18 protein-coding genes are annotated in these 24,933 nt (G+C 61.6%); 8 read left to right on the top strand and 10 right to left on the bottom strand.

Annotated elements, in window-relative coordinates:
• Window positions 1-5 precede the first annotated feature (5 nt).
• The 3 genes from GR183_RS08275 to GR183_RS08285 form a co-directional block, all read right to left on the bottom strand.
• A complete protein-coding gene (locus GR183_RS08275) occupies window positions 6-1,022 on the bottom strand; it encodes an HAD family hydrolase (protein WP_160775139.1) in 1,017 nt (338 codons plus the stop codon).
• Between the two features lie 87 nt (window positions 1,023-1,109).
• Entirely contained in the window at window positions 1,110-2,726 is a 1,617-nt protein-coding gene (locus GR183_RS08280; RefSeq protein ID WP_160775140.1) for an arylsulfatase, read from the bottom strand.
• 117 nt (window positions 2,727-2,843) lie between these two features.
• Window positions 2,844-3,098, bottom strand: a complete 255-nt coding sequence (locus GR183_RS08285; RefSeq protein WP_160775141.1) for a hypothetical protein — start codon at window positions 3,096-3,098, stop codon at window positions 2,844-2,846.
• Between the two features lie 358 nt (window positions 3,099-3,456).
• Between GR183_RS08285 and GR183_RS08290 the strand changes: the two genes are divergently transcribed.
• Window positions 3,457-5,205, top strand: a complete 1,749-nt coding sequence (locus GR183_RS08290; protein WP_160775142.1) for a tetratricopeptide repeat protein — start codon at window positions 3,457-3,459, stop codon at window positions 5,203-5,205.
• A gap of 34 nt (window positions 5,206-5,239) precedes the next feature.
• On the opposite strand, the gene GR183_RS08295 is transcribed toward GR183_RS08290, so the two are convergent.
• Genes GR183_RS08295 through GR183_RS08305 form a run of 3 tightly spaced genes read right to left on the bottom strand, consistent with a single transcriptional unit; the run spans window position 5,240 to window position 10,369 of the window.
• Window positions 5,240-7,282, bottom strand: coding sequence for a S8/S53 family peptidase (locus tag GR183_RS08295; RefSeq protein ID WP_160775143.1), 2,043 nt, complete (start codon window positions 7,280-7,282; stop codon window positions 5,240-5,242).
• A gap of 60 nt (window positions 7,283-7,342) precedes the next feature.
• Window positions 7,343-8,536 carry a phosphatase PAP2 family protein gene (locus tag GR183_RS08300; RefSeq protein ID WP_160775144.1) on the bottom strand — a complete coding sequence of 398 codons (1,194 nt, stop codon included), beginning with the start codon at window positions 8,534-8,536 and terminating at the stop codon, window positions 7,343-7,345.
• A gap of 36 nt (window positions 8,537-8,572) precedes the next feature.
• A complete protein-coding gene (locus GR183_RS08305; protein ID WP_160775145.1) occupies window positions 8,573-10,369 on the bottom strand; it encodes an adenylate/guanylate cyclase domain-containing protein in 1,797 nt (598 codons plus the stop codon).
• 259 nt (window positions 10,370-10,628) lie between these two features.
• On the opposite strand from GR183_RS08305, the gene GR183_RS08310 reads away from it, so the two are divergent.
• Window positions 10,629-13,748 carry an efflux RND transporter permease subunit gene (locus GR183_RS08310; protein WP_160775146.1) on the top strand — a complete coding sequence of 1,040 codons (3,120 nt, stop codon included), beginning with the start codon at window positions 10,629-10,631 and terminating at the stop codon, window positions 13,746-13,748.
• A 27-nt stretch (window positions 13,749-13,775) separates the two neighbouring features.
• On the opposite strand, the gene GR183_RS08315 is transcribed toward GR183_RS08310, so the two are convergent.
• Window positions 13,776-14,960 (bottom strand): efflux RND transporter periplasmic adaptor subunit, encoded by a 1,185-nt coding sequence (locus tag GR183_RS08315; protein WP_160775147.1) that lies wholly within the window; start codon window positions 14,958-14,960, stop codon window positions 13,776-13,778.
• A gap of 326 nt (window positions 14,961-15,286) precedes the next feature.
• Between GR183_RS08315 and GR183_RS08320 the strand changes: the two genes are divergently transcribed.
• A complete protein-coding gene (locus GR183_RS08320; RefSeq protein WP_160775148.1) occupies window positions 15,287-15,946 on the top strand; it encodes a hypothetical protein in 660 nt (219 codons plus the stop codon).
• Between the two features lie 15 nt (window positions 15,947-15,961).
• On the opposite strand, the gene GR183_RS08325 is transcribed toward GR183_RS08320, so the two are convergent.
• Window positions 15,962-17,125 (bottom strand): hypothetical protein, encoded by a 1,164-nt coding sequence (locus GR183_RS08325; protein ID WP_160775149.1) that lies wholly within the window; start codon window positions 17,123-17,125, stop codon window positions 15,962-15,964.
• A 30-nt stretch (window positions 17,126-17,155) separates the two neighbouring features.
• Here GR183_RS08325 and GR183_RS08330 point away from each other — a divergent pair, with 30 nt between their 5' ends.
• The 5 genes from GR183_RS08330 to GR183_RS08350 all read left to right on the top strand — a co-directional run bounded on the left by GR183_RS08330 (window position 17,156) and on the right by GR183_RS08350 (window position 22,531).
• Window positions 17,156-17,374 carry a hypothetical protein gene (locus GR183_RS08330; protein WP_160775150.1) on the top strand — a complete coding sequence of 73 codons (219 nt, stop codon included), beginning with the start codon at window positions 17,156-17,158 and terminating at the stop codon, window positions 17,372-17,374.
• Between the two features lie 143 nt (window positions 17,375-17,517).
• Window positions 17,518-18,567: an extracellular solute-binding protein gene (locus GR183_RS08335; protein ID WP_160775151.1), complete on the top strand. Its 1,050-nt coding sequence runs from the start codon at window positions 17,518-17,520 to the stop codon at window positions 18,565-18,567.
• Window positions 18,568-18,618: 51 nt separating this feature from the next.
• Complete coding sequence (locus GR183_RS08340; RefSeq protein WP_160775152.1) at window positions 18,619-19,614, top strand: ABC transporter ATP-binding protein; 996 nt, start codon at window positions 18,619-18,621, stop codon at window positions 19,612-19,614.
• 17 nt (window positions 19,615-19,631) lie between these two features.
• Window positions 19,632-21,287: an ABC transporter permease subunit gene (locus tag GR183_RS08345; RefSeq protein ID WP_160775153.1), complete on the top strand. Its 1,656-nt coding sequence runs from the start codon at window positions 19,632-19,634 to the stop codon at window positions 21,285-21,287.
• Between the two features lie 164 nt (window positions 21,288-21,451).
• Window positions 21,452-22,531, top strand: coding sequence for an Ldh family oxidoreductase (locus tag GR183_RS08350; RefSeq protein ID WP_160775154.1), 1,080 nt, complete (start codon window positions 21,452-21,454; stop codon window positions 22,529-22,531).
• A gap of 57 nt (window positions 22,532-22,588) precedes the next feature.
• On the opposite strand, the gene GR183_RS08355 is transcribed toward GR183_RS08350, so the two are convergent.
• The gene (locus GR183_RS08355; RefSeq protein ID WP_160775155.1) at window positions 22,589-23,464 is read right to left on the bottom strand and encodes a 2-oxo acid dehydrogenase subunit E2; all 876 of its coding nucleotides are present in this window, start codon (window positions 23,462-23,464) and stop codon (window positions 22,589-22,591) included.
• A gap of 10 nt (window positions 23,465-23,474) precedes the next feature.
• Window positions 23,475-24,932 carry an NAD-dependent succinate-semialdehyde dehydrogenase gene (locus GR183_RS08360; protein WP_160775156.1) on the bottom strand — a complete coding sequence of 486 codons (1,458 nt, stop codon included), beginning with the start codon at window positions 24,930-24,932 and terminating at the stop codon, window positions 23,475-23,477.
• Window position 24,933 lies beyond the last annotated feature (1 nt).

Consider the following 24,933-nt stretch of genomic DNA (forward strand, 5'->3'; position numbering starts at 1 on the left):
GCCCGCTACCTGTCCGCGAAGATCCGGTTCCAGTCGTCCTTCATGCTGATGACGCGCCAGCCCTTGTCCTTTGCCTCGTCCATGAGGTCCTGCGGGAAGGCGCCGAAGTGGGTGTCGGGCAAGCCGTTGGCGGGGCCGTAGGCGTATTCGCGGTCGGCGTCGTCGTGAAAGACCAGCATCATCAGTCGCGCACCGCCGCCCGCGCCGGTCCATTCCAGCATCTGGCGGTCTCCGGCCGAATTGCCGAATGCGGCGATCGGGCGCTTGCCGATGAACTTGTTGATGCCGACGGGCTTGCCGGCCTTGTCGTCGATGAAATCGATCTCGGCCTCGCGCATCAGGACGGGCGTGCCGTTTACCTCTTCGTATTTGGTCTTGATGGACGAGCCGATCACCTGCTGGGCCGGAATGCCGTAGACCTCAAGCGTCATGGGCCGCATGAATTCCACGCCGCCGCCCGAGACGATGTAGGTCATGAAGCCGTTGTCCCGCAGGTACTCCAGGAGCTCGACCATCGGCTGGTAGGCAAGTTCAGTATAGGGCCGGTCGAAGCGCGGATGCTTCGCGGTCTTGAACCAGTCGGTCACGATCTTCTCGAAATCGGCCGTGCTCATGCCCGCGTGGCTGGCCATGACAAGCTCCACCAGCCCCTTCTCGCCGATCTTGCCCAAGGCTTCCATGTCGTTGTCGAGCACGGCCTTGAAGGGCTGCGTCGTTTTCCACTCGGGATGGTCCGGCGCGAGCGCCTTTACACGGTCAAGCGCGAACGCAAGCTGGGTATAAATCGGGTGCTCGACCCACAGCGTGCCGTCATTGTCGAATGTCGCTATCCGGTCGGCCGGCGCCACGAAATCCGCTCCGCCGTCGGTGGTGACGGCCTCGACGAATTCAACGATCGCCTGTTTGCTCGCGCCGTCGTTCCAGGACGGCAGCGGATCGTCCTGCGCCAGCGCTGCGGATGCGAAGAAAAAGGCGCCTATGACGCCTGCGGAGAGTATCGAAGTGAAACGGGGTATCCGCATGTTACCGATCTCCTCAAAAACCGGGCTGCAAAAAACAGTTCGCCCCATCGTGAAACGGGGCGAACCGGAGCTTGCACAAGCCGCCGCTCAATTACCGGTCCGGTTGGACATGGCCTTTTCGACCTGCGCCTTGACTGCCGAAAGATTGAAGCTTGCTCCCGGCTGCATGGGCGGGAAATCGACCGCAGTCTGGGCAAGTTTGCCAACTTCCTGCTGAATGAAGACGAACCGCCAGAACTCGAATGCCCACCATTCTCCGGCGAACAGGGAATCCCCGACATTCATCTTCTCGAACGGGTCCAGCCGCAAATTGGTTATTCCCGGCCAGTCAAGCGGCACCTTGGGACCAAACCAGCCATCGGGCTGATCGATGAAGGTGTATTTGTAGTCGCCGACACGAGCCGCCGCGAGCGTCGACTCGGTGAAGTACCATAGTTCATTGCGGGCCGATTTGCCGCCCTTGGTCAGCATGTCGAGCTGGTTGTAACCATCGAGATGGACCTTGTACTCTGTACCATTAAGCGTCTTTCCCTTTTGTAGGTCAGCCGCGATATCGCCATCATAGCCAGCGGCCGCGGCAAAGGTCGGGAACCAGTCCAGTCCCGACATGACTCCGTTGATGACCTGATTGGCTTCGATTTTTCCGGGCCAGCGCACAACGAGCGGGACGCGGAAGCCGCCTTCGGTACCCATGCCTTTCCAGCCCTTGAATGGCGTGGTGCCGCCATCCGGCCAGGTGAAACCTTCGGCGCCGTTATCCGCGGTTACCGCCACGATCGTGTTGTCGGCGATACCCATTTCCTCCAGCTTGTTCATGACATCGCCGATGATGTCATCGAACTGGGCCATGCCGGCTTCCTGAACAGACCAGCCGTTCTCGGAATTACGCAAGTTTTCGTATTTCGGCGACAAATGCGTGAAGACATGCATCCGGGTCGGGTTCAGCCAGACGAAGAACGGCTTGCCGTCGGCCTTTGCCTTGTCCATGAAGTCAAAGGCGTGGTCGCGGATGACGTCATCGACGGTTTCCATATTGAGTTCCACGCCTTCCGTCGGATGCGGCGGCAGCGGGCCCATGTCGACGATACGCTGCTTGCCGACCTTGCCCCAGCGCGGGTCGACGGTCGTGTCGTCGGTATCGGTCGCGAATGTGTGCAGCACGTTGCGCGGGCCGACCTTGTCCAGCAGATCCTTCGGGTAGTTCGGATGCCAAGGGTCTTCCATGGCGTCCAGATGGTAGAGGTAGCCGAAGAATTCATCGAATCCATGTAATGTCGGCAGAAACTCGTTCCTGTCTCCCAGGTGGTTCTTGCCGAACTGTCCGGTCGCGTAGCCGAGCTCCTTCAGGGCGGTTGCGATGGTCGGCGCCTTCGCCGGCATGCCGATGGTCGCGCCGGCCTGGCCGACAGTGGTCATTCCGGTGCGGATCGGCAGTTCGCCGGTGATGAAATTGGCGCGGCCGGCCGTGCAACTCGCTTCGGCATAGTAATCGGTGAAGATCGCTCCCTCGGATGCGAGCTTGTCGATGTTGGGCGTGCGCCCTGCCATAAGGCCGCGATGATAGGCGCCGATATTCCACATGCCGATGTCATCGCCCATGATGAAGACGATGTTCGGTTTGGCATTTGCATCGGACTGGGCAAGCGCGGGCGCTGAAGCTGTAATGCCGATCGCGAGCGCAAGTACGGGCAAAATAGAAAGCATCGCTCCGCCCGGACTTTGCGTCCGGATTGATCCGCCTTCGTTGAATTGCGTGATCATGATGTCCTCCGATTTGTTTTTCAGTGAGGCTTTCGCCGGGCTTACATGGGATGGCTCGTCTCAAGGGTGTCGAGAGGGGGTGCCCGGACGGTCGAGGAGGGTGAGGATTTCCGCCTCCAGCTCGCCGACGAAATTGACGTATTCAGCGACCTTGTCGTTTCCGGTCGTGGAAGCCGCCTGCCAATAACGCAGCGCGATTGCCGCTTCCCCATAGTCCTCGCATACCGATTTGAAGTGAGCGTCTTCAGCGCAGCGCTTGCGAATTTCAAACTCGCGCTGCGGGAAACGAACAACGATCGAATGGATCTCCTTCATGGCAGCCGTCCGGTTGCGGCGACCGGATCGCCGGCGCTCCGCGCTATGCTTCTTCGATTATCGATTAGGGAGTATAGTGGTCCTTCCGTAGGGTTTTTGTAGTGTGCGAACATGTACGAACATGTTCCCCAAAGTGTTCTACCGCTTCGATTTGTTGGACGAAGCGAATGATAACAGGCTGATATGCATCAATGACGGGATGGATGCAGCCCGGTAGACCCGATGCAGTGCTGAACTGCCTCGTTTTCCCGATTTGATTCAGTAACTTCACGTGTCCATGGTCGAGGGTATTGCAGTGCAGAGTACTGATACCGCTGCGAGTGGTCAGAGTTCCCGGCCGGACCCGTCAGAGGATGACGTGGAGGAGGAACTTCGGCGCATCCTTTCGAATCCCGAATTTCAGGCGAGCGCGAAGCGGCGGGCGTTCCTGCGTTTCATTGTCGAAGAGGCGCTGGCGGGCCGGGCGGCCAGGCTCAAGGGTCATGCGGTGGCGGTCGCCGTGTTCGGGCGCGACGAGACGTTCGATTCCCAGTCCGATCCGGTCGTGCGTCTCGAGGCGCGGCGGCTGAGGCGCGATCTCGACTGCTACTACGTCGAAGCGGGCAGCCATAACCCCGTGCGCATCTCGATCCCGAAGGGCTCATACGTCCCGCGCTTCGAATGGCACGAGCCGGTGCAAGCCGCGGATACCTCCAGGGGCGGCGAAACCGAGCCCGGCGGTTCGTATGCGCAAAGCGAAGCGCCGGGCGCAATTTCCCATTCGCCGAGCGGTGCCCGGCTCTCCATGAAAAGCCTGGTTGTCGCGTTTGCGTTGATCGCTGCACTCGGCGCCGCGGTTGCTGCCGGCTGGTATCTCACCGCCGGCAAGGAAAATGTCGTTGCCGGCAGCTATGCGAACGAGCCGGCGATTGTCGTCCTGCCTTTCGAGGCTCTGACCAGGGATGAAGACAATAACCACCTTGCGGAGGGCATTCGCCAGGAACTCATCGGCGATCTGATGCGGTTCGCCGGCTTCCGGGTCTACTCGCCACCGGTCGGCGGCGAAAAGGCGGCAACCGCCGAACCGGTAAAGCTCGCGCGGGATCTCGGCGTGGCCTATGTGGTGACCGGCAGCCTGCGCACAGGCCCCGGTGAACTGCATGTCGCAACGCGGATGTTCGACGCCGCCACCGGCCAGGTGCTGTGGTCCGGGACCTACAATCGCGCATTGACGCCGGAGTCGCTCATTCGCGTGCAGGACGACCTCGCAGGCGAAATCGCAAGCGTTCTCGGCCAGCCCTATGGAGTGGTCGCAGGCGACCTGAAACTTCGCGCGGCAACGCCGGCGGTGTCGAGCATGAAGAGTTACATGTGCGTTCGGCGCGCCTACGGTTATCGCCGGGGCTTTTCCCGCGCGGAGTTCGAGCCGGTTCTCGGCTGCCTAGAGGAGGCCGTGCGCCGCGATCCCGCCTACAGCGATGCCTGGGCCATGCTCGGCTGGCTCCACCTCGATGCGGGCCGGTTCGAGTTTTTCGGTGCCGACAAGCTTCAGGATGAATATCAAAAGGGCTTTCAGGCTGCATCGAAGGCGCTGGTCCTGGAGCCTGACAACACTCTGGCGCTGAAGGCGCTTTCGTCGATCAACCACTATATGGGGCATTACGAGGAGGGCGAGCGCCTTGCGCGCCGCGCGGTGGAACTCAACCCCCATGATCCCGATACGCTGGCGCAGCTTGGCTGGCGGCTGGCGGTGCGTGGAAATTTCGACGAAGGCATTCCGATCCTCAATCGGGCGATCGAGCGCACGGTGAACCCGCCGGGTTGGTATTTCCACCTCATCGCGGTCGACCTGCTTCTCAAGGGCGATTTCGAGCGAATGCTTCAGGTGGCTCAACGTTCGGCGGTGAACGGATCGGCCGTCAGCCAGGTGCTGATCGCCATTGCCGCGACTGAGTTGGGGCAGCGCGATACCGCGAAAGCCGCGCTTGAGGAGTTGCCGGAGTCCGGCCCGATCGCACGCGACGCCAAGGCTTTTTTCCGCCGTCATGGCTCGACCGACGAAATCGTCGATGCCATCGAGGCGGGGCTGGCGAAAGCCCGTCAGGCTGCATCGACCCCCGAGGATTGATACTCCGCCCCTCCTGCGGATGCGAAGGCCCGCTTCATGCCTTCCGGTTGGGGCCGAAGCGGACGATGCGGTCCATCCTCCCGCCGCCGACGCGGGGCAAGGCCGGTTTGGGCGGAGGAACGAAGCCCGGGTCGTCGGCCGCTCCTTTCGCGTTCACGGCCACCCTGTTGCCACTGAGGCCACCCGCGAGCCTTCCCGCCATCCAGCGTGCGGCCTGTGGCGCGGCAACGCTCGTACCGTTCAGCGCCACCAGCGAACCGTTGCGCGAACCGGCGCTCAAGATGCCGTGCAACACGCGCGTATCGTCGCTTACCGCTGCCGCATCCGGGCCTGTTCGCGTCGGATGCGAGGCGCCGCAGGCGGTGGTGATCGGGCCGGCCGCCGAATAGATTGCCAGCTCGCCGCTGGATTCGACGAAGCCTGCCAGCACCGCCGGGCGTTCGCCGCAGGCAAAACCGCTGAGCGTGCCGGCGCGGCGCACGACACAGGTCGAGCCCGGAGGGTCGATCGGCAACGGGGCGCCAAAGGCATTGAACCGGTCGTAGCAGTCATTGTCGAAATAGGATTGCCGGCCGAAGCGGGGGAAGCCGGGCAGTGTCTCGTCGCGGCGAACCCAGACCTCCACACTGTCGACAGGGGTAAGGTTCAGGTTCCTGATCCTGATTTTCCAGACACCCGAGGGCGCGACGTCTGCCGGGTTGTCGTGAGAAAAGGTTGGTGCGGCGCTAACCGTGATGAGCCCACGGTCTGTCGGCGACGGCTGAAAGGCGTACCACAAGCGCCCGACGACCAGGTTCTGATCGGTTTCAAGGACCTGCATGGAACCGGCCGTCGTCGTGACCGGATCGCTTTCAGGCCCGCCCGCCGGTTCCACCGTGACTTCGACCAGGTTATCCGGGTCCTCTACGCACGGCATCCAGATCTCGACATAGCTCGCCGTGAGATCGTCCGGCGGCAACCGCCAGTGCAGTTCCACTTCATCGCCTTCATCGCCGGGGGGTTCCAGCCTGACCCGGGCATGCGAGCGGGCCAGGTTGCCGTTGCCGGCGGGCAGCGCGAGTTGCCTTTCGCGATTGGGCAGCGGCCTGAACTTCCGGTCCAGCATTTTCTCCACGATGCCGGTACCGTCATGCGGGCCGGCGAAATTGCCGTAGCTGAAGTTGACGACCAGCGGAACCCGCTTGCCCGGATCGCTCTGGTAGCGGAACCGCTTCGCCATCTTCTTGATGAACACCGTGGCCAGGGCAAGAGAGGGCAAAAGATCGGCGCCGCTCACATCCATCGTCACATCGGTCGGCAACTGTACGCAGATTATGGGGTTCGTATCGTCCACGGTGCCGGGTTCGCTCCCCGCCGCAAGGCCCATGACATGCGTGCCGTGGGAGACGCGCAGCGCTGCCTGTTTCACGCCCGGCCAGGCGAAATCGATCAGCCCGGCCTGATGGTAAAACGTGTCCTCGTCGAGGAGGCCGGCCGCGGTGTTGTTTGCCAGCAGCATGTCGATTTCGTCATTGGCCAGCGCCCGTCCCTGGCTGACCGGCACCGTGCCCGCGCTTGCCGAAGGATCGGCATCCATGATCCATGCGAACGCCACGCGGGATTTCGTTGGGTCCGTTTTGCGAAACAGTTCATGCGCGAAGGCTATGCCGTTGTCGATGACCGCGGTGACGACCGACCCGTCCGGAACCAGAATGTTCGGAAGGGCGGCGGGCCATCTGCCTGCTCCGAAGTCGAGCACGGCGTCCGGGACGATCGTCCCGCACAAGAGCCGCTTAACGCCCAGGGGATTGTCCCTGATATTGGCCGCGTTCAGGAACGCGCTCGTCGCATAGACCGTGGGGTACTGGATTTCCTCTCGATCCCGGTCTTCGTCGCTGTAAAGGTTCGGGATAATCACTGTGCCTTCAAGGCCGGCGTTCCTGGCGTTTTCGAGAAGGTCCTTCAGCGAAAGGTCCTCAAGCTCGAGAATCGCGCTCCACCATTGCTCCGTCACGCCGCTGCGCGCGACGATCTCAAGGCGGAATGCCATGATCGGGTCGATGACATCCGCGGGTGTGTCCTTGTACCAGTTCAACATTTTCATACCCTCCGGTTCGCGCGCTTCTGCCTGCGCGTTCCGTACCTGTTTCCAAGCCGGCTAAATATCGAGCCACTCGCTCTTGGCTTGATTCCAAAGCCACGCGAGCGAGGCGGACTGGAGGGCATTCGCATCGAGGGCCGTGACGGTTTGCGTCGCCCATGGCGCCTGCGGCGTCTGGGATTGCGTCGCCACGTCGTAAAGCAGCGTCCAGTTGAAGTCGTCGTTGGAGGGGTATTGCGCGCCGTCGAAGGTCCATCCGTTCAACTGGTTCGCGCCTGTGCATCGGCCCACGAAATAGGCGCCAAGCGTCAGGCCGAGGATCGCGCCCGCCACGCTGTCGACCGGAAAATGCACGCCCGCGACCGTTCGGTTGATGGCGATGCGCGCTGCCTGCCGCATCATCATCTCGCCCCAGACATCATCGCTGTAGGGCACGACCCCGGTATCGCGCAGCAGCAGCCAGAGAACGCGGGCGAGAGTGAAGGATTCCGTCGAATGTCCGCTCGGAAGGGAGCCGTGCGTCGGCGTCAGGATCATCGGCTGGATCTGCGGTGAAAACTCCATCGGCCGCTTGCACGCCAGCGCGTATTTCATCCTCATCTCCACCAGATTGGCGAGACCGTGGGCCACCGACAGAAGCTCGATCGTGAACGGCGTGCGCGACGGGTTCATATAGGCGATGGAGCGCAGGAACTCGGTCGGCGTGCCGAGCTGGGCGATGACTTCCGCCGCCCGGTCTTGCCTGAGGTCGGCATAGTTCGCCACCAGATCGAGCTGATTCCTGAAGATGGCGACCGTCGGACGGACCATCGTCGCAAGCGGCTTGTAATCCGTGTCAGGCGGGACCACGCCATTTGCGCCGGATGTCAGTTCCAGATGCCAGACATGGCCCGCTCTCGGGTTGTTTCCTGCGGGATCGAAGGTAAACCCCAGTCTGGATGCCAGTTCGAAGCCGAAAATGCTGCCCCGGACCGCTGGCGACAGCCGCGCCAGATAGGCCGCTGTTTCAAGGTTGTTTTCCTGGATGGCGGCCGTCACCGGCTGCCATGTCCCGGCGATGCCGTCGCGATTGGCGATCAGGGCATTGACGAGGAGCGGCTGATCGGACGGCGATATGCCGCCAAACCCGCCGAAGCCCCCAAAACCACCGAAACCACCGAAACCACCGAAGCCGCCGAAGCCGCCGAAGCCGCCGAAACCACCGAAGCCCCCAAATCCGCCTTGCTGAAGCGTCGTCTCTGGAAATGTCATGGCACAATCCCTCCGGTTAAAAATTTCGGTCAGACTCTAATCAGGCGGCAGCCCCGCTTGTCGCAATGTCTCGGCGAATTCACGCCCGACACTGTAGGGCGCGCTCGGCGAATTCTGGAGCCAGCGCGCGACGGTCAGGTCCGGTTGCCGTCCGAGCAGCTCCTCGATCGTTCGCCTCGCCTTCCCCCTTTTGCCAAGCCGCATTTCCGCGACTGCCTTGGCCCTGAGCGTCGATGTATGCGCGCGGTTCAATCTCAGCGAACGATCGGCAAGTTCCAGCGCGCGCTCGTAATTCTCTCCGGCAATGCAGGCCGAGGCGGCGAGCGACAGATAGAAATACCGGTACGGGTCGATCGGCGAGAGATGCAGCGCAAGCTCCGTATCGTGCATCGCGGCATCGCCGATCCCCTTGAAGGCGTAAAGCGTGCCGCGCAGCAGCCTGCCCATCGCGTAATTCGGGTTGTATTCAAGCGCCATGTCGTAGCGCTGCTCGGCTTCGTCCAGCTGATGCGCCAGGTTTGTCAGCGCGAACCCTTCGGCGACCAGCGCGGTGACGTTGGTCGGGTCCTGATCCAGAGCGGTTCTGGTGCACTGAAGCGCAAGGGCGGTCTCGCGGGCGGGGGAATCCGTCCAGCCCTGCTGTACGGCAAGCACATGCCACTTGGCCTTCCAGGCAAGTGCGGTGGCCGGCGGGCTCGAAGAACGGGTGATCAATTCGTCCAGCAATTCCGCGGCATAGTCGAAATGGCGCGGCGAAAGCCTGTAGATGAGGCCGATGGCGCTCATCAGCAGCGAATAGGCGTCGAGCGTCTGCTTCCGGCTTGAGAGCGCCATCTGGATTTCCGTCCGCAGGATCGCCGACTGGCAGTCCTTGGCAATCCGGTGGATGGCCGACGGGTCCTGAAGAATGGCCGGCACGTCTTCACTGACGCGCTCGGACCAGATTACGCGTCCGCTTTTGACGTCCGCGAGCTCGATGTCGAGGCTGACGTGCCTTTCATCGCCGCTGTAGGTTCCAGATAGGATGAAATCAGCCTTCAGGGTATCCGCGATCTTCGCCAGCGAGCTTCCCCGCATGCGAAAACCGGTCGTCGAAAGGCGGGAAATCACATTGATCTCCGAGGAGCGCGACAAGGCGACGATCAGTTCCTCGGCAAGCACCTCGCCAAGCGTGAAGTGATCTTTTGATCTGCTGCGCGGGGTGAACGGTATGACCGCGATCGTCGGCAGCAGGTCCTCGTACCGCAGCAGGGGAACGACTTTCGGGTGGGTGCCGAAAGGATGGACCCGGAATGCGCGCACCGGCTCGGCTATGTTTTTCAGATGGCACTCGCCGATATCCTCGAACTCCCCGTCAAGCTCGTTCGAAAGGGCGTCGCGCACCTCTGCCGTCGCCACGATCTCGCCGGGACGGGCCAGTGTCATCAACCGGGCGGCAATGTTTACGTGATAGCCGTAGAGGTCGTGATCGTGTGTCGTGATCACGTCGCCCGTGTCGATCCCGATGCGCAATTGCATTGCGCGTTCGGGCGGAAGCCCGGCATTGACCTTCGCGAGTTCGCGGGGCATCGCGATCGAAAAGCGGACCGCGTCCGCGACGTCCTCGAATTCCACGAAAACCCCGTCGCCAAGCGTCTTGACCATGCGGCCGTCATGGCTTGGCAGCAGGCTGTCCTTCAGAAAGTCGACGAACGCCAGCCAGGCGCGAACGGTATCTTCTTCGCCGGATTTGAACAGCCGGGCCGACCCGACGACATCGGCAAAAAGCATAGCCTTGGGCCGGCTCTCCAGATTGTCGAAGAGCCCGGGATCCTTCCCGTTTGCAGGGGGCATGTGCATCGCTTGACTCGCAACGGGTGCGCCAGACCCGAAATGGCGAATATTGTCAAATTATACCGGGCTTTTGGGTTTCCCGCGAGTCTTGCCGCAGTACGCCAACCGTCTTCACCCCGGTGGACAGGCGCCGGGCGCTTTTTGTTGGAGCGCATAAAGTTACGCTACGATATGTTTGTAAGGCCGCGCGGACGGCCGAGCGTTGGGAACCGGCGTTCGCAAGAAGCGCTTGCGTTGAAGTCGTCGAACGGGGTGCGCGGTGCTGAGCGGGTTCTTCATCAATCGGCCGATATTCGCGACGGTGCTTGCGATCGCCATCGTTCTGGTGGGATCGGTCTCCATGCCGTTTCTGCCCATTGGGCAGTATCCGCCGATCTCCCCGCCGACAGTGGCCGTCTCCGCGACATTCACCGGGGCCAACGCCCGCGTGGTGGAGGCAAGCGTGACCAGCCCCCTGGAAGAGCAGATCAACGGCGTGGAGGGCATGGTCTACATGTCCTCCGTCAGCGCGGATGACGGCACGGTCACGATCACCGTGACCTTCGAGACGGGCTACGATCTCGATATTGCCGCCGTCGACGTGCAGAACCAGGTCGAAATCGCCGAATCCCAGCTACCGGCCGAAGTGGTGCAGGCCGGGATCACCGTCACGAAACAGTCGAGCGATCTCACCATCGTTCCCAACCTTTATTCGCCGGACGGGCGTTACGACTCTCTGTTCATCAGCAACTACATCAATATCCACGTGCTCGACGTCCTGAAACGCATCCCCGGTGTCGGCGAAGTCAACATTTTCGGCGAGCGCAAGTTCGCCATGCGCATCTGGCTCGACCCCGAAAAGATGGCGAGCCTCGGTGTGACCGTCGAAGACGTCTCGACCGCGATAAGCGAGCAGAACCAGGTCGTTGCCGCCGGATCCCTCGGCCAGCCTCCGGCGCCAAAGGATCAGGTGTTCCAGTTCGCGTTGACGACGCTGGGCCGCCTTGAAACGGCCGAGCAGTTCGCGGAAATAATCGTGCGCGCCGAGCCGGACGGAAGGATCGTGCGCATCGGCGATATCGGCCGCGTCGACCTTGGGGCCGAACTCTACGACGAAACGGCCAACGTCAGCGGCGAACCGGCCCTGCCGATCGGCCTGCTCCAGTTGGCCGATGCAAACTCGATCCGGCTGGCGGACCAGGTCGTGGCCGAAATGGACCGTCTGTCCAACAGGTTTCCGGAAGGCCTGGAGTACGAAATCATCTACGACACGACACGCTTCGTTCGCGCGTCGATCAAGGAGGTGCTGACGACGCTCGCGATCGCCATCGTGCTGGTGATCTCCGTCATTTTTGTGTTTCTGCATGGTATCCGCACGACGTTGATCCCGGTAATTACCATCCCCGTCTGCCTTGTGGGCACGCTTGCCGCCTTGCTGGCGCTCGGGTTTTCGATCAACACGCTGACGCTGTTCGGCCTGGTTCTCGCCGTGGGGCTTGTGGTCGACGATGCCATCGTGGTCGTGGAAAACGCCGTCCGTCACATGCAAAGCGAGACCATCGATGCCCGGCTCGCCGCCGCCAACGCCATGAAGCAGGTGACGGCACCCATCATCGCGACGTCCCTGGTGCTTATGGCGGTCTTCGTTCCCGTCGCCTTCACGCCCGGGATAACCGGCAAGCTCTACGAGCAGTTCGCGCTTACGATCGCCTTTGCCGTTGCGATATCCGCCTTCAACTCGCTGACCTTGAGCCCGGCGCTTTGCGGCGTGCTGCTGCGTGCCGAAAACAAGCGGCAGGGCGCGCTTTCCCGGAGGTTCGATGCCGGCTTCATGCGCCTCGGCAAGGGGTATGAGCGCGTCGTCGGCTATCTGGTGCGACGGTGGGGCATCGTCGTCGTCCTGTTCGTGCTGGCGCTCGCCGGAACCGGATACCTCTTCAAGACGGTGCCGACCGGCTTCGTGCCGCCCGAGGATCAGGGCTATTTCATCGTTTTCGTACAGACCCCGGAAGGCACGTCCCTGCAGCGCACACAGAAGGTGGTGGACCGGGTCGAGAAGGAGCTGATGGACACGCCCGGAATGGAGCATGTCGTCACCTTCGGCGGCTTCAGCCTGATCAATTCGAATTCGGCGCCCAATGTCGGCACGCTGTTTCCCGTCCTCAAGCCATGGTCCGAGCGCCGGCGCGCGGATGAGCAGCTTCTCACGCATATCCTGCCGGCCCTGAACGCCAAATTCTCGCAGATCCCGGACGCGGAGATCGTCGCCGTCAACCCCCCGGCGATCCCCGGCCTGAGCGCCACGGGAGGATTTACGTTCGAGCTGCAGGATTATTCGGGCGGCTCGCTTACGGAACTTGAAACCGTCGCAGGGGAATTGATCGCGGAAGCCTCCAGGAGACCCGAACTCGCCGGCCTGTTCACCACATTCTCGGCCCGTACCCCGACTTACCGTATCGACCTCAACCGCAACAAGGCGCTCAGCGAGGGTGTCTCGCTCGATCAGGTATTCGCCGCGTTGCAGACCTATCTTGGCGCTTATTATGTGAACGATTTCAACAAATTCGGCCGTGTCTACCGGGTCTATGTGCAGGCCGAGGCGGACGCCCGCGCAACCGTTGAGGACATTTCGAGGATCCATGTGCGCAATGCCGCCGGGGACATGGTTCCCCTGAGCGGTCTCGTCAGTCTTCATGAAGAGGTCGGCGCTCGCAATATCACGCATTACAACCTCTTCCGGTCCGCCCCGATCAATGGCGAACCGGCACCGGGCTTCAGCTCCAGCCAGGCCATCCAGGCCATGGAGGAGGTGGCGGAAAAGGTGCTCCCGGACACCATGGGCTTCGAGTGGACGGGCAACGCCTATCAGGAGATCAAGGCCGGCAACGTCCTTCCCTATATCTTCGCCCTGGCGCTTGCCTTCGTCTTCCTGTGCCTTGCCGCGCAGTACGAGAGCTGGTCCATGCCCTTCATGGTCATTCTGGCGGTGCCGCTCGCCATGCTCGGCGCGCTTGGCGCACAGGCCCTGCGGGGACTGGAAAACGATATCTACTGCCAGATCGGCCTCATCATGCTGATCGGCCTTGCGAGCAAGAACGCCATTCTCATCGTCGAGTTCGCCCGCCGCCGGCGCGCAGAGGGGCTAGGCATTGAAATGGCCGCGATGGAGGCTGCAAGGATCCGGCTCCGGCCGATCCTGATGACCGCATTGGCCTTCATCTTCGGCGTGGCGCCTCTGGTCTTCAGCAGCGGAGCGGGCGCGGGCGCGCGTCATTCGCTCGGCACCGCCGTATTCGGCGGTATGTTCGCAGCCACCCTGCTCAGCCTCTTCGTGGTGCCGGTATTCTATGTGCTGATCGAACGGTTCAGGGCGCGCCGCGACCGTGTATCGGAGGGCTGAGCGTGCACCGGCTTCTTTATTAGCCGGTTAATTTGCTTTCGGCTTTTCGCCGGCAGGCGCGGCTTGCGCTTTGCCGGCACCGGCTGAAGGCGCCTTCGCGATCTCCACATGCTCACCGCCGCGGATTTTCTGCAGGCCCTCGATGACGACCTTTTCGCCCGCCCTGACCCCTTCTTCGACGATGTAGCGACTTTCATGAGCCGGACCCAGCTTGACGTTTCGCCGTTCGGCCATCCCGTCTTTGCCGACGACGAAAAGGTAGTGACCGGCCTCGTCTTCGGCGATCGCCTCCGCCGGGACCAGTATCGCATCGTGGTTGTCCGCGAGCGTCACGCTTACTTCCACATATTGGCCGGGCCGTTGCGTCTTGTCCGGATTCGGGATGACCGCGCGCATCTTGATCGTGCCGGTGCCGGCGTCGACCTGATTGTCGACGAAGTCGATGGTCCCCTCGTGGGGGTACGCAGCGCCGGATGCCAGTTTTATGGAAACCTTCAAGGGGCCCTTCGCATGATAAGGGGCCATTTCCTGGTAAATCGCTTCACTCGGGCTGAAATAGACGTGGAGCGGGTCCAGCTGGACAAGCGTGGTCAGCAACGTGTTCTCCGCGCTTACCAGATTGCCGATATTGACCTCGGTGTTGCTGATGCGGCCGTCGATCGGCGCGGTGATCGTCGTGTATTCGAGATCGAGCCGGGCATTCCTCAACGCCGCCTTGCTGGCCGCAACCTCGCCAGCCGCCTGCAGGGCCTCGCTCTGCGCGGATTCGTATTCCTGGACGGAGGCGAAACTGTCTTTTTGCAGCTTTCCATAGCGGTCGAGCTGCTGCTGGGCGAACTTCAGCCTTGCCTGATCCTGCTCCAGATCCGCCTCGAATTTTTCGACTTCGGCATGATAGGGCCGCTGATCGATGACGAAAAGGACATCGCCTTTCCTGACATCCGCTCCTTCGGTAAAAGGCCTCTCCTGCAAGTAGCCCTGCACCTTGGCGCGAATTTCGACAAGTTTCACCGCTGCCGTTGTCCCGACGAACTTGCGCATCAGCGGAACCCGCGCGGCCTCGGCCTCGGCAACCTGCACCACATGCTTCGGCGGCTGTTTGCTCTCGGGCTTGCTTTCGTTGCAGCCGGCCAGGAGCGGCGGAACGCAGATCAGGATCAAGGCCGGTCCGCGAATGGAAATCATCCAATCACGTCGATTGTTCGTTTCCATGGTTCGTGTCCTCGACTTGCGCTCGAACGCTTTCGTGGCAGGCGCTCCGGATTCAATATGCTCCAGACGATCCTGCGGCGGTTCGGTTGCCCGGGCGTCGGGCTTTTCGGCGCATGCGGTTTTTCATTGTGGCCGGCCTTTCCACCCATGCCGTGTTGCCGCAAGGGCATTATGCCAAAAAGCCGGCTCAGCCGCTGCCGAAATCAGGAGTATGCAAATCGGGTCGGGCAAAAGCCGGATCCGCGGGCGGGACCGCAATTCGCTGCAGCCTATCCGCCTTTCGGGTATGTTGATCGGCCAGATGCGAGGGACGGCGCGAGGCCTGCATGAAACCGTCACGAATCCTGCTGATCGGTATCCTGGCGACCGGCGCTTTCTACGTCGCCGGATTTGTGGCGTTGGGCGCTTCTTTTCCGACCGTGGATTCGACCGGAAAAGAGGTCATCGAATGGTTCTCGAATAACGGTGCGAGGGCGCGGCTCTATGCCTGGACGGCCGCGTTCGTGTCGGCAGGCCTTGCTGTTTTCGGCGGACAGGTTTCGGCCCTGCTTCCCGTGCCACATCGCTATATCTTCATGGCCGGCGTGCTTGGATTCGCAATAACGGCGCAGGTTCAGGCCTGGTTCTGGGCGGGGCTGGCGCTTTATCCGCAAGATCTCGATGCTGCCGCTGCCCGCACAATCTTCGTCATACCCGCTTATTGGGGCCCGCTGGTCAACGGATCGACAGTCACGATGGCACTCCCGATAGCGGCTTTGGGGCTAGGCGGTTCGCCTATCGTTCCACGCTGGCTTGTCTGCTTGAGCGCCCTGTTTTTGCTCGAACAAGCCGTTGAAACGGTCACCGTCTTCGGACGGACGGGGTTCATTGCGCCGGGTGGCACGATGAATGTCTATCTTGGCGGGACCATCGGGTTTGTGTGGGTCGGCGGGATCGTCCACTGGGCGATCGGCCGCCTTGAGCGGGCCGATCAGGGATCGGGGTAGCGGCTGCCGCGCGCATCATTTTCGGCCGCGGTTTACCCAGAGATGGCGCGCAATTGCGTAAATATCCTCTTTGGACAGGTCCGCGTCTTCCGCAATAGGCACGTCTTTCATGTCGAAAAGCGGGCCTTCGTCATCCGGGAAATACTCATTCTTCAGTATTTCATAGCTATCTGCATAATATTCTCGAATTGAATTCGCGGCAACTGGCGAAAGATTGAATCTCGATTCGCATGGAAAAGTCGCAAGTGTGTCGACTATATTTCCCCGTTGCGGATTGAATTTACCATTCTCGATCCTTGGGAGTATTTTGTTCATCTCCCTGAGAAAGAGTAACGACTTGAGCCCCATCGACTCGTTCTTTTGCTGAGGCTTTATGGAATTTTCGTATTCCAGGCCGGTAATCGCGCAGAAGTCGGCTATGACATCGCCGTCAAAAAGATGTTTTCGGTCATAGCGGCGCAATGTCACCGCGTCGCGTCCGAATACCTCGGCCCAGCGCCGCACCATCGACAGCCAGTCGGCCATGTTATACAGCCGTGGCGATGGTTTTCTGGGAAATTCGCTTTTGCCGCCACTCTTGATTACGGTTGAATACCAGCTCGCGAAGAATTCCGCTGGCTCGCGAATGTAAAGAATGATGCGAATATCGTCTGTAAATCTGGATAGAAGATCTCTAAGCCGTTCTATTTCTTCGATAGTGGACAAGCGCGAGCTGCAATGTTCGTTGCAGAAGATTATCCGGCTCGGGTCCGAGGTTTCTATTTCGTTCAGCAGTTCGTTCTCGAAATTCAGGCGGAAAGCGGAGACGCTTTCGAACTTGCTCGCGCCGCACGTAATGCGCAGTTCTTCCATTCCCCTGCCGGCATCCAGGGCATAGGCGGACAGGGCGACGTGGTTGACGTTTCCCGGCGCTTTGGGAAACGAAATTCCCTGAAGCGCCAGCAATTCCCGGTTCGCGCTCAACCAGTACTGAAGAGATGTCGTTCCCGTCTTTTCCGCACCGATGTGCAGCCATATACATTGCACCATTGCCTGTTTGCTCAGCAGTTTGTTGACCCAACCAGGGTCCAGGCCCCGAGCCCCGGATGCCTTTCGGTGGATCGCGCCGAACGCTTCGCACAATGCCCGCGTTGCCGCCCGCTTTCCGCCGAAGCGCAGCTGCGGCTTCGTCGTGTTCAAATGCTCCGCCACACAGTCAAAGGGTTCTTTTTGGCATTTTTGGTACAGGCGCATTTCCTCGCGATCGCGCTAGCCGGCGGCGTTGCCGCTTACGCAAAAGTCGGCGAGGCGGTGACCGACGTCGAAATCGGGTCGCTCGCGGGCCATGCGAAGGTGGGCGCGCTCGGGCGTGTCGGCCTGGCGCCGAATTGTAATCGTACCGGTTTCACAAACGACATGAAGACCGGTCGGCGATGTGTTGGCGCGTGAGCCAGTAGCAGGAACGCAATGTTGGATGCCTTAGGGGAAGTTAACGTATTGAGTCGAGCGCCCAAAGCGGGTAAGCCGGATAAAAGAAAAGCGTCGTAACGGCTTCAGGGTTGGGGGAGTGAATTCATAAGGGAGGAAATATCATGGGCAAGACTATCTTCCAGTGTTGCGCGCGCAACAGTATTGCACGGCTGATCGCCAGCGCGGTTGTCGGCACAACACTTCTCTTCGCGGCTCCGGGAATCTCGCATGCGGGCAAAATTACAGTTTACACCTCCTACGAGGAGGATGAGCTGGCGGCATTCCTCGACGCGATGAACAAGGACTTGCCGGATGTCGAGGTCGACGTTCTGCGCCTGTCGACCGGCGATCTCAGGGCCCGCATGTTGGCCGAGGCCGACAATCCCAAGCATGATGTCATTTGGGGATGGGCTGCGACCTCGATGGTCGACCCCCGCATTATGGAGATGCTCGAACCTTATTCGCCGGAAGGTATCGACAAGGTGCCGGCGCGCTTCCGCGACAAGGACGGCTACTGGTTCGCCACCACGGGCTACATGGGCGCGTTCTGCGTCAACAACGAGGAGATGGCCAAGGACAATCTGGCGATGCCATCGTCGTGGCAGGACCTGATCAAGCCCGAATACAAGGGCAAGCTCGTAATGCCGAACCCGGCAAGCTCGGGCACCGGTTATCTGCATGTCGCCTCGATCCTGCAGATGATGGGAGAGGAGAAAGGCTGGGCCTATCTCGACGAACTCGACAAGAACATGGACCAGTACATCAAGTCCGGCTCGAAGCCCTGCAATGCGGCAAGTGCCGGCGAAAATGCCATCGGCATCTCCTTCGCCTTGCGCGCCATCAAGAACATAGACGAGGGTTATCCGATCACCATGGTGATCCCAAGTGAAGGGGCCGGCCACGAGCTGGAAGCCAATGCGCTGATGAAAACCTCGCAGAACAAGGAAGACGCAAAGAAGTTTCTTGACTGGACCGTCTCGAAGAGCGCCGAGGCCGAATACAACAAGTGGAAGTCGATCGTGACGATGCAGGGCCGGGACATGCCGGAGAAGTTCAAGAAGGCGGGTCTGCCTGACGATATCTCCACGGTGCTGTTCGAGGTTGACTATGCCTGGGCTGCGGAAAACCGCGACCGCATCATTGCCGAGTGGCAGAAGCGCTACGAGAAGTGAGATGATCGGCGGGGCGGCGCGAGCAGCCCCGCCTTGCCATTGGGGGTCTCCATGTTCCTGAGCCTGCGCGGCGTCACCAGGCGCTTTGGCTCTGTGTTGGCGGTGGATCACGTCGACCTCGACCTTTCCGAGGGCGAATTCGTCTGTTTTCTGGGGCCGTCAGGTTGCGGCAAGACGACCTTGCTGCGTCTTGTCGCCGGGCTGGAGATACTGGACGAAGGCGAAATTCTGCTCGAAGAGACCGACCTTTCCGGCCTTCCGGCGCGAAAGCGCAATTTCGGCGTCGTTTTCCAATCCTATTCGCTGTTCCCCAACCTGACGGTCGCCCGCAACATTGCCTATGGGCTCGAATGCCGCAAATGGGCGAAGGCGAAGATCGAGGCGCGCGTCGGCGAGATGCTTGACCTTGTGCATCTCGGCCAGCACGCCGAAAAACATCCGCATGAACTTTCCGGCGGCATGCAACAGCGCGTCGCGCTTGCCCGCGCGCTTGCGCCGGAACCCTCGGTTCTTCTGCTCGACGAACCCTTGTCGGCGCTCGACGCCAAGGTGCGTGAGTCCTTGCGCGGCGAGATAAGCGAATTGCAGCGGCGCCTCGGCATCACCACCATCATGGTGACGCACGATCAGGACGAGGCGATGGAGATGGCCGACCGCATTGTCGCGATGAACCGTGGGCGCATCGAGCAGGTCGGCAGTGCCGAGGAGCTTTATTGGGAACCGGCGACCCGCTTCGTCGGCGAATTCATCGGCCGCATCAACGTGCTCAGCGCTTCCGAACTGCGCGCCGGCTTCGACGGGCCGCCGGGCGAAACGGCGCTGGCAATTCGGCCCGAGCATGTGGTCCTGTCCGAGGACGGGGCACATAGCGGGACAGTGCGCAAGGTTGCATTTCTGGGCAACACCATGCGGCTCGGCGTCGAGGCGGGTGGCCAGGAAATCGAAATCGAGGTGCATGGCCGGCGCAGGCGCATGAATGTGGGCGATACAGTAACCTTCGACCTGCCCGCCGATCGGGTCAGGCGGCTTGCCGTGTCGTCGCGATGAGCGTCGGCGCGCCAACGGTGAGGGCATCCCGCCTGCCCGACTCGGACCGGCTGTTCGGCGTCTTCACGGTCGGGGCGACCGGCCTCCTGCTCGTCACTTTCGTCCTGATCCCGTTGTGGGCGATTTTGAAGAACTCCTTCGTGACGCCGGAAGGCATCGGCCTCGACAATTTCGCGCGCTACTTCGCAGATGCGCGCTTCATTACGGTTGTCGGCAACACGTTCGAGGTCGGAATAAGCGTGACCCTGACGACGCTGGTACTTGCATACGGGTTTGCCTATGCGATCCAGCGCACCTGCATGCCGTTCAAGGGCGTGCTGAGGATCATCGCGCTGCTGCCGGTGTTTTCGCCTTCGTTGGTGCAGGCGCTGGGGCTGCAGTTCCTTCTCGGCCGCAACGGGTTCGTCAACCGCACATTCGGCACGGAAATCGACATCTATGGATTCTGGGGCATTTTCATCTCGGATGCGGTCTATGCCTTTCCGCACGCCTTTCTGATCCTGTCCACAGCTCTCGCCGTCGCCGATGCGCGGCTATACGAGTCGGCGGAAACCCTTGGGGCCGGACCATGGCGTATTTTCCGAACGGTGACGCTGCCAGGGACGCGTTACGGAATTGCGTCGGCAGCCTTTGTCGTCTTCACCATCGTTATCACCGACTTCGGCAATCCGGTCGTCATCGGCGGCAACTATTCGGTGCTGGCGGTGGAAATCTACAATCAGGTTTCAGGTCAGGCGAATTTCGCCATGGGGGCAGTAATCGGCGTGTTGTTGCTCCTGCCCGCCGCGCTTGCCGTCACAGGAGAAAAGTGGATTGCCCGGCGGCAGTTCGCCTCGCTCACTTCGCAGTCGGTGCCGCTGGTGCCGCGGCCGAACCCGGCGCGCGACATAGCCTGGTTCGCCTATTCGGTGCTCGTGGCGCTGGCGATCCTGTCTCTGGTCGCCATTGTGATCTACGCAAGTTTCGTCAGGCTTTGGCCCTATAATCTCAGCTTTTCACTGCGCCACTACGAATTCGACGTGCAAAACGGCATCCAGCCGCTATGGACGAGCATCTCCGTGGCGATCGTCACGGCGCTTCTCGCAATCGTCTTCGTCACCGGAGCGGCGTATGCCAACCATGCCTTCCCCATGCGGGCGAGTCGTATCCTCTATTTCCTGGCGATCCTGCCCGCCGCCGTGCCGGGCATGGTGCTGGGCCTGGGTTACATCCTTGCCTTCAACACGCCCGGCCAGCCGGTCTACTTGATCTACGACACGATCCTGATCATCGCGGTTTGCAACGTCTATCACTATCACGCCCAGGGCTTCTTGCTGGCGACCACCAACATCAAGCAGATCAGTTCCACCTTCGACGAGGCATCCGCGACGCTTGGTGCGACCAAGCTGAGGACGGTCTGGCGGGTGACGCTGCCGATGATCTGGCCGACCGTGCTGGCGGTCGGCGTATTCTTCTTCATGCGGGCCATGGTGACGCTGTCGGCGGTGATCTTCCTGATCACCCCGTCGACCCAACTTGCCGCCGTTTCGGTGCTCTATCTGGACGACCGCGGCGCGCTCAACCAGGCGGCCGCCTTCGCCGTCTGCATTATGGCGACGGTTGTCGCATTTCTCGTTCTCACCCAGCTTGCATTGCGCCTTGCCGGCATTCGCGGCGTCAATCTGGTACGCTGATTTCGTCGCCGCTTCAGGAACAACGTTCCCGACCGCTTCATATTTGAAGCCGGACGGACCGGAGCCTTATCCGGATCAAGCTGTCATACCGCTCAAGACCCCTGATGACGGTCCGTTCAAGGTTTACTTGACCTTTGTGCCGATCGGGGCTGAAGCTTCGTACCATGGAACATTTCGACCGTACCGCCCTTTACGACCTTGCCCTTGCGCTCTTGTCACAAGGCGGGCTCGAGCGAGAAAAGGCAGAGCTCGTCGCCGAACTGTTGATCCGGACCGATGAGATCGGCGTCTCGACGCACGGTATCTCGATGGTTTCCTACTATCTGCCGGAACTCGCGAACGGGAACATGTCCCGCGCGGGTACCTGCGAGGTCGTCAGCGACAGGGGGCTCGTTCAGGTCTGGGACGGGAATTACCTGCCCGGGCATTGGGTGATGAAGCAGGCGCTCGAATCCTGCATGGAACGGGCCGCCGATGCCGGCCTGGCCGCGATGGCGATCCGGCGCAGCCACCATATCGGCTGCCTCTCCACGCTCACGCGTATCGCGGCGCTGAAGGGCTTCGTTTGCTATATCGCGACGTCCGACCCTTCCGGCAAATGGGTGGCACCCTTCGGCGGCGTCGAACCGCTTCTTACGCCGAACCCCTGGGCCATCGGCTATCCGGCCACGGACCACCCGGTCCTCATCGACACATGCGCCTCGATCACGACGGTCTCCAAGGTGCGGGAACACATCAACAGCGGCACGCATTTCGAGCACCCCTGGATGCTTGATGCCGAAGGCCGCGCCACGACCGATCCCAATGTGGTGAACGACGTGCCGATGGGCTCGATCCTGCCGGTCGGCGGGATGGATCACGGCCACAAGGGCTTCGCAATGGGCTTGATGGTGGAGATGCTGACACAGGCGCTTTCCGGGCACGGCCGGGTCGAGGCGCCAAAACGCTGGGGCGCCAACGTCTATCTCCAGGTCATGGACCCGGCAGCCTTCGGCGGGACGGACGCTTTCCTGGCGCAGGTGGATCATCTGAACGCCGCCTGCCGGGCCAGCAAGCCGATCCCCGGACACGGTCCGGTGCGCATTCCCGGCGACCGCGCTGCGCGATCACGCGAAGAGACGTCCAGCTCCGGCATCGTCCTGCCTGAGGAAGTGCTGACACGGATCAGGGCCTGCGCTGCCGAGGCGCACCTGCCGTTTCCGGCGTCGCTTGCCGGGTCGGCGGCACGAAAAGCGCAGGCATAGCCGCCCGGACCTGCACCGAGAGCAATGACATCGGCATGTTTCCGGCCATCGCCCCCCTCAGATCATGATACGGTGCGGATCGGCCAGGAGGCCGGCGAGATATGTCATGAACCGTGCGGCATCGGCACCGTTGATCACCCGATGATCGTAGCTCAGGTCCAACGGCACCATAGGCACGGGCTGAAACGCCTCGCCATCCCAAAGGGGAGCCGTCTCGGTGCGGGTAATGCCGAGGATCGCGACCTCGGGCGGATTGACGATCGGCGAGAACGCGGTGCCGCCGATGCCACCCAGATTGGTGATGGACATCGAGGCACCACCCATCTCTTCCGCACGGACCTTGCGCTCCTGCGCGCGCGAAGCCAGATCGGCAATTTCACTCGCGATGTTCCACAGCCCCTTGCGGTCAACGTCACGGATGACTGGCACCATCAGCCCGTGGGCGGTGTCGACGGCGATCCCGATGTGGACGTAGTCCTTGAAGACCAACATCTTGCCGTCCGGCGTCAGTGAGGTGTTGAACTTCGGGAACTCGCGCAGGGCGCGCGCCAGCGCCTTGACGTGAAAGGCGAGCGCGGTGAGCTTGACGCCACGTGCCTGCGCCTCGGGCTTCAATCGGTTGCGGAACTCCTCGATGGCGGAGACATTTGCGCGATCGTGATGTGTGACCTGCGGGATCAGCGCATTAGCTGCCGCAAGGTTTCGCGCGGCAACCTGCGCGAAGCGGCCCACCGGCTCTTCGCTGACCGGGCCATAGGCGGAATGATCCACGTCCCAATACGAGGTATCGCCGGCCGACGCGGGTGCCTTGCCGGCGTCGAGATCTTCGCGCGCAATGGTCGTCCGTCCGAGATCGCCCGCGAGTTTCACGAGGTCGATGCCCTTTTTTCGGGCCAACGCCCGTACGGAAGGGGGTGCAATGACGTCCGACATGGCTTCCCCCTTACCAGTTGGTCGAGATGTATTGTGTTTCCATGAATTCGAGCATGCCTTCATGCCCGCCCTCACGGCCGAGGCCCGATTGCTTGGTGCCGCCGAAGGGGGCTGCCGGATCGGACACCAGACCGCGATTGAGGCCGACCATGCCGTAATCCAGCCTTTCGCAGACCCGCAGGCCACGCTTCATGTTCTCGGTGAAGACATATGCCACGAGCCCGTATTCCGTGTCGTTTGCGCGGGCGATGACCTCTTCCTGGTCTGAGAAGGTCTGGATCGCGGCGACCGGGCCGAAGATTTCGTCGTGCACGCAGTCCGCAGTTTCCGGCACGCGCGCGAGCACGGTCGGCGGATAGAAGAAACCCGGGCCATTCGGGATCGCCCCGCCAAGGCGAATCTCGGCGCCCTTTGCGACCGCGTCCTCAACGAATTCGGCGACCTTTTCGCGCGTGTCGGCATTGACCAGCGGGCCGACATCGACGCCATCCTCCAGCCCGTTGCCCATCTTCAATGTAGCCATCGCCTCGGTGAACCTGGCAGTGAAGGTTTCGGCCACGCGCTCGTGCACATAGAAGCGGTTGGCGGCGGTGCAGGCCTCGCCCAGATTGCGCATTTTGGCCAGCATCGCTCCTTCGACGGCGGTCTCCAGGTTGGCATCCTCAAAGACGATGAGCGGTGCGTTGCCGCCCAGTTCCATCGCGGGCTTCAGGACTTGATCGGCAGCGGAATGCAGGAGTTTCCGGCCTACTTCGGTCGAGCCGGTGAAGCTGACAACCCGCACGCGCGGATCATGCAGCATATGATCCACGAGCGCGCCAGTGCGGCGTGAGGGCAGAGCGTTGACGAGCCCCGGCGGCACGCCGGCTTCCTCCAGAAGGGGCATCAACGCCAGCATGGTGAGCGGCGTCTCCGACGCCGGCTTGATGATAACCGCGCAACCGGCGGCAAGTGCCGGGGCAATCTTGCGCGTGCCCATGGCGGCCGGGTAGTTCCAGGGCGTTACGAGAACGGCAAGGCCGGCCGGCTTGTGCTGCACAACAATCCGGGCGCCGGAAGCTGGCGCGTGGGTGATCAATCCGTCGGCGCGCACCGCTTCTTCCGCGAACCAGCGGAAAAACTCGGCGGCATAGGCCGCTTCACCCATGGCATCCGCCCGGGCCTTGCCGTTTTCCAACGTGATCAGGCGGGCGAACTGGTCGAGCCGCGCGGTTATCAGTTCCCAGGCCTTGCGCAGCACTTCGGACCGCGCCCGCGGCGTGCGCGCCGCCCAGTCCCGCATCGCCGCCTCGGCGGCATCGAGTGCCGCATCGGCATCGGCGATCTCGGCCGAGGCTACCGAAGCGATGGCTTCCTCGGTGGCGGGATTGAGCACGTCGAACCGCACGCCTTCCGCACCTTCAACCCAATTGCCATTGATGTAGAGATCGGCAGGCAGGGCATCGAAGTCGATGTCAGCTTTGGTCATG

This window comes from Stappia sediminis, assembly GCF_009826895.1.
GTDB classification, from domain to species: Bacteria; Pseudomonadota; Alphaproteobacteria; order Rhizobiales; family Stappiaceae; genus Hongsoonwoonella; species Hongsoonwoonella sediminis.